Annotated in this window: 11 protein-coding genes and 1 pseudogene; 1 reads left to right on the forward strand and 11 read right to left on the reverse strand. The window is 63.3% G+C overall.

Going from position 1 to position 6,779, the window contains the following annotated elements; all coding sequences use genetic code 11:
• The first annotated feature begins 40 nt into the window (after positions 1-40).
• Positions 41-352, forward strand: coding sequence for a GNAT family N-acetyltransferase (locus tag Q1V51_RS13265; RefSeq protein WP_300557139.1), 312 nt, complete (start codon positions 41-43; stop codon positions 350-352).
• On the opposite strand, the gene Q1V51_RS13270 is transcribed toward Q1V51_RS13265, so the two are convergent.
• The 11 genes and pseudogenes from Q1V51_RS13270 to Q1V51_RS13320 form a co-directional block, all read right to left on the reverse strand.
• Positions 353-1,138, reverse strand: a complete 786-nt coding sequence (locus Q1V51_RS13270; RefSeq protein ID WP_300557141.1) for an enoyl-CoA hydratase-related protein — start codon at positions 1,136-1,138, stop codon at positions 353-355.
• On the reverse strand, positions 1,135-1,539 hold the full coding sequence (locus Q1V51_RS13275; protein ID WP_300557144.1) for a CBS domain-containing protein: 405 nt from the start codon (positions 1,537-1,539) through the stop codon (positions 1,135-1,137). The genes Q1V51_RS13270 and Q1V51_RS13275 overlap by 4 nt, the downstream gene beginning before the upstream one ends.
• Positions 1,536-1,886: a P-II family nitrogen regulator gene (locus Q1V51_RS13280; protein ID WP_300557146.1), complete on the reverse strand. Its 351-nt coding sequence runs from the start codon at positions 1,884-1,886 to the stop codon at positions 1,536-1,538. The genes Q1V51_RS13275 and Q1V51_RS13280 overlap by 4 nt, the downstream gene beginning before the upstream one ends.
• Entirely contained in the window at positions 1,840-2,802 is a 963-nt protein-coding gene (locus Q1V51_RS13285; RefSeq protein WP_300557148.1) for a DUF1538 domain-containing protein, read from the reverse strand. Before Q1V51_RS13285 ends, Q1V51_RS13280 begins: the two co-directional genes overlap by 47 nt.
• Positions 2,803-3,531 (reverse strand): DUF1538 domain-containing protein, encoded by a 729-nt coding sequence (locus tag Q1V51_RS13290; protein WP_300557150.1) that lies wholly within the window; start codon positions 3,529-3,531, stop codon positions 2,803-2,805.
• A gap of 91 nt (positions 3,532-3,622) precedes the next feature.
• Complete coding sequence (fghA, locus tag Q1V51_RS13295) at positions 3,623-4,453, reverse strand: S-formylglutathione hydrolase (protein WP_300557152.1); 831 nt, start codon at positions 4,451-4,453, stop codon at positions 3,623-3,625.
• 5 nt (positions 4,454-4,458) lie between these two features.
• Complete coding sequence (locus Q1V51_RS13300; protein WP_300557154.1) at positions 4,459-5,085, reverse strand: class I SAM-dependent methyltransferase; 627 nt, start codon at positions 5,083-5,085, stop codon at positions 4,459-4,461.
• A gap of 154 nt (positions 5,086-5,239) precedes the next feature.
• A complete protein-coding gene (locus tag Q1V51_RS13305) occupies positions 5,240-5,689 on the reverse strand; it encodes a YaiI/YqxD family protein (protein WP_300528978.1) in 450 nt (149 codons plus the stop codon).
• Positions 5,686-6,117, reverse strand: a complete 432-nt coding sequence (locus tag Q1V51_RS13310) for a type II toxin-antitoxin system VapC family toxin (protein ID WP_300557156.1) — start codon at positions 6,115-6,117, stop codon at positions 5,686-5,688. The genes Q1V51_RS13305 and Q1V51_RS13310 overlap by 4 nt, the downstream gene beginning before the upstream one ends.
• Positions 6,114-6,341 (reverse strand): hypothetical protein, encoded by a 228-nt coding sequence (locus tag Q1V51_RS13315; protein ID WP_300557158.1) that lies wholly within the window; start codon positions 6,339-6,341, stop codon positions 6,114-6,116. Before Q1V51_RS13315 ends, Q1V51_RS13310 begins: the two co-directional genes overlap by 4 nt.
• 288 nt (positions 6,342-6,629) lie before the next feature.
• Positions 6,630-6,779: pseudogene (locus Q1V51_RS13320) on the reverse strand (S-(hydroxymethyl)glutathione dehydrogenase); the annotation flags it as partial.

Here is a 6,779-nt window from a genome sequence, read left to right on the forward strand (position 1 = left end):
CTTATCTCTGGCTGGACACAGTCATCGAGGGAGACACGTCATGTCCGATATTACGTTCACGCTTGAGGAATCCGGTTCCAAGGGTCGCTATGTCGCGCATATTGCCGGCCAGGACGATGTCGGTGAGATGACCTATTCGCGGCTGAGCGCGTCGCGCATCATCGTCGACCATACCGGCGTGCCGGTAAGCCTGAAGGGTCAGGGTGTCGGCTCGGCCCTGGCACGCCATGTCGTCGCCGAAGCCCGGGACAAGGGCTTCACCATCGTGCCGCTCTGCCCCTTCCTCAAGGCCCAGGCCGACCGTCACCCGGATTGGGCCGATGTGATCGAGGGGCTGAAGGCGAAGGCCTGATCAGGTTTTGCGCTTGAAGTCCGGCGTGCGCTTGTCGAGGAAGGCACGAAAGCCTTCCTTGAAATCGGCGCTGTTGAAAGCGTCGAGGAACCATTGCCGGGTGACGGGATCCTCATCGGTCTGTCCGGCCTCGAGCCGGGTCAGCATGGCCTTGGTGATGCGTGCAGTGGCGCTGGAGCGCGTCTCCAGCAGAGCCACGTAGTCGCTGACGGTCGCGGCCAGCTGGTCGGGTTCCAGCAAGCGGTCGATCAGGCCGATCTGCAGGGCCTCTTCGGCGCTGACATGCCGCCCGGTGAAAAGGAGGTCCTTGGCCGTTGAGAGGCCGACCGCTTCGGCCAGGCGCTTGGTGTCATTGAACGGATAGGCCAGGCCCATCTTGGCCGGGGTGATGCCGAAGCGGCTACCCGCGGCGGCAAAGCGAAGATCGCAGGCGATCGCCAGACCGCATCCGCCGCCAATGCACACGCCCTCGATGGCGGCGAGGGTCGGTTTTGGGAAGTCCGCCAGGGCGTTCAGCCCGTCGGCAATGCCGTTGGAATAGGTCTCGGCCCGCTCGAGCGTGGCGTAAGCCGTTTCAAACTCACCAATATCCGCGCCGGAGGCGAAGCTCCCCCCAGTCCCGCGCACGACCAGCAGGCGCAGGTCCTCATCCTCGGCCAGCGGGGCGAGGAGTTCGGGAATGGCCAGCCACATCGCCTCGGTCAGCGCATTGTGGCGCCGGGGTCGATTGAGGATGAGATCGGCCCGCGGTCCGTCTCGCTCGATGCGGATATCGGCTGTGCTCACGAGGGCTTGGCCATGGAGCGAAGGACCAGGTCGCGCAGGGTCACAAAGCCGGCGACCTTGCCATCCTGCAGCACCAGCGCCCGGGTCAGGCGGAAACGGGTCAGCAGGCGGACGGCGTATTTGACATTCATGGCGATGTCGACGCTCAGCACCGGTTTCGACATGATCTCGTAAACGCTGACACGCTCGGGCGAACGGTCCTTGCCGATGACCTGTTCGGCGACGTCATGGACGGCGAGGATGCCGTATTCGTCGGACTCATCGCGTTTGTCGACGACCAGCGAGCTGACATTCTTTTCCCGCATGAGATCAACGGCTTGGTCGACAGTCGCCAGGCCGTCAATGGCGATGGGCGAGGGGGTCATTACCTCGCGCACCTGAACATAATCGGTTCCGGTCATATCTTGTCTTCGATCTCTCGTTTGATTTCAGGCAGCTGGCTGGACAGGCCGACAGCATCCTCGATATCGATCTGGAAGGCGACCCCTGTCCCTGCCTCATCATCAAATTGTCCCGCCTCGCCAATGGCTTCGAGGATGGAACGGCTCATATGCGCTTCGACCAGGAAGAGGGCAACATCGCGCTGTCCTTCCAGGGTCAGGCCGAAGAATGTCTTGGGCGGGTTGAGGCCTTCACCGCGGGCCGCGGTGATGACGGTACACCCGGTGGCGCCGGCCTTGCGTCCGGCTTCGGTGACCTCGTCAGTCTTCTCGTCGGTCACCAGGGCGATAATCAGCTTGAACTTCATGCTCGCCTTCCTCCTTCAACTGGGCCACCTCCGCCGCCATTTCCGGCGCGGTTTCGGTGGAGTTCATGTCTGCCTCGTGCGCAGTTTGCGGGGCCTGCGCGGGCTGCTGCTGTGGCCCCATCGTGGCCAGCGCGTCTGTTGTGCGTTTTTTCTGCCAGGCGGCCCACGCCGCTGACCCCTGGGCGTAGCCCATCACCGTGATCATCGGGAACAGGCTCGCCAGGGCGATCAGTCCGAAGCCGTCGATCAACGGACTGCGTCCCGGAACAGTCGAGGCCAGGCCGAGGCCGAGGGCGGTGACCAGCGGAACCGTCACGGTCGAGGTCGTCACCCCGCCTGAGTCATAGGCCAGTGGCACGATTTCCTTGGGGGCGAACATGGTCTGCACCACGACCAGGACATAGCCGACCATCATGTAAAGATGCAGCGGCGTACCGGTGACAATCCGGAAAGCGCCGAGGGCGATCGACAGGGCGACGCCGACGGCCACGGCGATGCGTAGCGGCCAGGACGAGATGGCTCCGCCGGATGCTTCGTCGGCCTTCAGGGATACGGCGATCAGCGAAGGTTCGGCGATTGTGGTGGAGAAGCCGATGGCGAAGGCGAAGAGATAGATCCAGTAATAGCGGGTCCACTCGATCGTTTCCGGCTGACCTTCCGCGCCGTAGATAAAGGCCGGATCGGTCAATTGCCGGGCCATGGTTTCGCCGAGTGGGAAAAGCGCTTCCTGCAGGCCGACCAGGAAGAGGGCGAGGCCGGCGATCACATAGACGAAGCCGATCAGCACCTGTTTCAGGTGCGGCACGCGCTGGCGCAGGACGACGACCTGGAAAAACCCGAGCACCAGCGCGATCGGCGCCACATCGCGCAGCGTCGTCACCAGGGTGGTGAGGGTCTGGATCAGCGCATCGAGCATCTACACCACCATGCCGTAAAGCAGGACGAAGAGGATGGGGGTGAGACTGGCAAAGGCGATCAGACCGAAGCCGTCGATCAGAGGATTGCGACCCTTGATCACGGTCGACAGGCCGATGCCCAGGGCGGTGACCAGCGGGACGGTGATGGTGGAGGTCGTCACGCCACCGCTGTCATAGGCGATACCGATGATCTCGCGCGGGGCAAACTGGGTCAGCAGCACGATCAGTATATAGCCGCCAATGATCAGGAACTGGATCGGCCAGCCCTTGAGGATGCGGATCACCCCAAGCACCAGAGCGGCGCCGACCGAGACGGCGACGGTGTAGCGCAGGCCCAGCGCGTAGGAGGCCTGGTCGGCTTCGGCCAATGCGCCTTCCGCCGCCTTGACGCTGGCGGCTTCCGCAGCGACGGCGATCAGGGCCGGCTCGGCCACGGTTGTGCCGAAGCCGAGGGCAAAGGCGAAGGCCATCAGCCACCAGACATTGCCCTTGCGGGCGAAGGCCCCGGCCATGCTTTCACCGATCGGAAACAGGCCGATCTCGAGGCCGCGGATGAACAGCGCCAGCCCCATGAGGACTGCGAGCAGCCCGAAAATGATCCGGGGCAGATCCGGGAAGGGCTGTTGCAGGACGGCAATCTGGAAAAACGCCACGACCAGGATGATCGGCGCCAGATCACGCAGGCTGTCGAGCAGCAAGCGTCCATAGGCAATAAGGGAAGGCGGCATCTACCTGCTTGAAAAGTATAGCGTTAATCGAACGCCAAAACCTTACTTTTTAAACGGGTAGAAGGCTATTGGATATTCCGTCGCAGGGGTGTCAGCCCAGCGCGCGAGCATGATGGGCGATGTGATCATCGATGAAGCTGGCGATGAAATAATATGAGTGATCATAGCCCGGCTGGCGGCGCAGGGTCAGTGCCTGCCCGGCCTCCCGGCAGGCCGCCTGGAACAGTTCCGGCTTGAGCTGTTCGGCGAGAAACGCGTCCGCCTCGCCCTGGTCGATCAGGATATGGGCGGCGCTGGGAGAGGTCCGAACCAGTTCGCTTGCGTCGTATTGCGCCCAACTGGCCTGATCCGCGCCGAGATAGGCGGTGAAGGCCTTTTCGCCCCAGGGCACCTGGCTCGGGGCGACGATGGGCGAGAAAGCCGAGACCGAGCGATAGGTCTGCGGATGCTTCAGATGCAAGGTCAAAGCGCCGTGTCCGCCCATGGAGTGACCGAAAATGCCCTGGCGCGACATGTCGGCCGGGAAATTCGCGGCGATCAGGGCCGGCAATTCCCCGGTGATATAGCGATCCATCTGGAAATGCGGCGCCCAGGGCGTCTGCGTCGCGGTCAGGTAGAAGCCGGCGCCCTGGCCGAGATCATAGGCCGCGTCATCGGCGACACCCTCACCGCGCGGGCTGGTGTCCGGGGCGATGACCATGACGCCGTGCTCGCTGGCCGCGCGCTGCAGCCCGGACTTCTCCATCACATTGGACCAGTTGCAGGTCAGGCCGGAGAGATACCAGAGCACCGGCACCGGGCCCGACTTCGCCTGGGGCGGGGTGAAGACGGCAAAGCGCATCGGCACACCACAAACCGCGCTGTCATGGTCGAACACGGCCAGCTCGCCGCCGAAGGAGGTCCATTGGTTGACGCGTTGCATCTTGATCAAGTCTCCGATGTCTTCGTTGCCTTCTCTAGCACCAGCCAGATCCATGTCACCCCGGCGCCCGCATCGCCAGGTTTGATACTGTCCCGCTCTCCACGCCAGATCAGGTTCAGACCGTGTTCGGCGGCCTGAGCCCGGCTTTCATCCGGATCGGTCGGATAGGCCGGGCGGTCCGGGTGGGCGGGCCCGGAACGCAGGGACAGGCAGAGGCGGCCGCCGGGGGCGGTGAGGCGGGCAAGGGCCTGCATGCCTTGAGGCCGGTCAGCCGGGGCGAGGTGCTGCCAGACCGCGTTGCACAGAACGAGATCAAAGCGGCCCGCATGCGCGCCGAGCCGGGTCAGAGCCGGGAGTTGGTCGTCGATCCATTGAATGGCGCGGGTCCTGTGAAGGTGCTGACCGGCCTGTCTCAATTGCGACGGCTCGACCGCGGTCACTTCGTAACCGCGCTGCGCCAGCCAGGCCGCATCACGGCCCGTGCCGGCCCCGATATCGATGGCGCGCGCCGGAGCAGGCGGCCAGTGGTCGAGGGCCTCGCCATAGACGAGCTCGGTGCTGACGCCTTCATAAAGCGCCGTAAGCTCGTCGGCCGCGCGGCCGTAATTGGTGATGATGTCGCTGGGGCGCATGCGATCCTGTCCTCACGGGCCTTGGTCCTCCCCTGCATGGCGGGGGAGGTGTCGAACGAAGTGAGACGGAGGGGGTGCGTCTGTTCTACTCACCCCCATCCCCTCGCGGGGCTCGGGACTTCCCCCGCCTGGCGGGGGAAGACGATCCGTAGTGCTACAGCCCCTTCTTCACCTTCTGGATCAGCGCTTCCAGCCCGTTGAGAAAGGCCGACCGGTCCTTTTGCGAGAAGGGTTTCGCGCCCGAGGTGATCACCCCGGTCTCGCGCAGATCGGTCATCAGATTGCGCGTCGCCACGGCTGAGCCGATCGTGTCCGGGGTGAAGGCCTTGCCGCGGGGATCAATGGCGCGGGCGCCGGCCTTGAGGCAGCGATCGGCGAGCGGGATGTCGGCGGTGACACAGATATCGCCCGGCCCGATACGCTCGGCGATCCAGTCATCAGCGGCGTCCAGCTTGCCCTCGACGATGACCAGCTTGGCCCATTGCGAGCGCGGCCGCATCAACCCGCCATCACAGACCAGCAGGATCTCCGAGCGGTGCCGCTCCCCGACCCGGATCACCTCGTCTTTGACGGGGCAGGCATCTGCGTCGACATAGAGGATCATGGGGCGGGCACTTCTGGTTCGATATCGGCCAGGTCGATCGTCTCGAGGCCGAGTCGGTCATGGGCCAGTGAGAGCAGACGCTTGTCTGCGGAAAGGATTGGACGGGATTGCTGTCGCGCTAGGGCCAGGTATTGGCAGTCATAAACCGGATGATCGAGATCAACGGCCATGTCGATCGCGTCAGCGACAAGGTCCGTGGATGAATGGAGCACAGTGAGAGCTGGCAGCTTGGAAAGGGCCTCACGGCAATCGGCAACGCTCACATCGCCGCGCCGCGCATATTTCCAGAGCCCGTTCGCGACCTCCGACAGGATCAGTGACGGCGCGGAGCAGGTGTATTCTCTGCCCGCGCGAAGCGCTTGCGGTGTCAGAATGTCGTCGATGAACCATTTTACCGCGACGCTCGCATCGAGAATGCAGGAACTCATCGGTCACGGTCTTCGCGGATCAGTTTCGTGGCGTCGCGCCAGGCTGGTCTCGACCGCTCGCGCATGCCTTTGGCAAACTCGAAAAAGGACTGCTTGTCATCCCGCGCCCGTTCGGCCAGCACGTCGCGCAGGAACTGTTCCAGCGACTTGCCCTCTCTCGTCGCCATCCGCTTCAAGTCCGCCAGAACGCTGTCGTCGAGATTACGGATAATCACCTGGCCCATTTCAGCCTCCTGATATCAGGGCGATATCATAGCGCGATCATTGGTTGGTAGCCAGGCGCAATTTATCCCGAATTTACTAGCACACCGGCCTCCCAGCTCACCCGCCCTTTCCAGTTCTCCATCAAGCACGCGATGTGGGCGAAGAGCTGTTGATAGCGTGCTTCTTCGAGGTCGCTGCTCCAGTCAGACAGATTGGTCGCGGTCAGCACAACTGATTGGGCTTCACCCTCTGCGCCAATCGATTTTTTGCAGAAGCAGCACTCGAACCCGGTAAAACTCGGTCTCATCCTAAAACTCCACCACGCTCCGGATGCTCTTGCCCGCATGCATGAGATCGAAGGCCGTATTGATCTCTTCCAGCGGCATGGTGTGGGTGATCAGGTCGTCGATATTGATGCGGCCGTCCATATACATGTCGACGATCCTGGGCACGTCGGT

The organism is Maricaulis sp. (assembly GCF_030149235.1).
Taxonomy (GTDB): domain Bacteria; phylum Pseudomonadota; class Alphaproteobacteria; order Caulobacterales; family Maricaulaceae; genus Maricaulis.

What these genes read in the sequence shown, in the direction of transcription:
- Q1V51_RS13265 (WP_300557139.1), top strand. Translation starts at nt 41, where the DNA reads ATGTCCGATATTACGTTCACGCTTGAGGAATCCGGTTCCAAGGGTCGC.
- Q1V51_RS13275 (WP_300557144.1), bottom strand. Translation starts at nt 1,539, where the DNA reads ATGACCGGAACCGATTATGTTCAGGTGCGCGAGGTAATGACCCCCTCG.
- Q1V51_RS13280 (WP_300557146.1), bottom strand. Translation starts at nt 1,886, where the DNA reads ATGAAGTTCAAGCTGATTATCGCCCTGGTGACCGACGAGAAGACTGAC.
- Q1V51_RS13285 (WP_300557148.1), bottom strand. Translation starts at nt 2,802, where the DNA reads ATGCTCGATGCGCTGATCCAGACCCTCACCACCCTGGTGACGACGCTG.
- Q1V51_RS13290 (WP_300557150.1), bottom strand. Translation starts at nt 3,531, where the DNA reads ATGCCGCCTTCCCTTATTGCCTATGGACGCTTGCTGCTCGACAGCCTG.
- fghA (WP_300557152.1), bottom strand. Translation starts at nt 4,453, where the DNA reads ATGCAACGCGTCAACCAATGGACCTCCTTCGGCGGCGAGCTGGCCGTG.
- Q1V51_RS13300 (WP_300557154.1), bottom strand. Translation starts at nt 5,085, where the DNA reads ATGCGCCCCAGCGACATCATCACCAATTACGGCCGCGCGGCCGACGAG.
- Q1V51_RS13305 (WP_300528978.1), bottom strand. Translation starts at nt 5,689, where the DNA reads ATGATCCTCTATGTCGACGCAGATGCCTGCCCCGTCAAAGACGAGGTG.
- Q1V51_RS13310 (WP_300557156.1), bottom strand. Translation starts at nt 6,117, where the DNA reads ATGAGTTCCTGCATTCTCGATGCGAGCGTCGCGGTAAAATGGTTCATC.
- Q1V51_RS13315 (WP_300557158.1), bottom strand. Translation starts at nt 6,341, where the DNA reads ATGGGCCAGGTGATTATCCGTAATCTCGACGACAGCGTTCTGGCGGAC.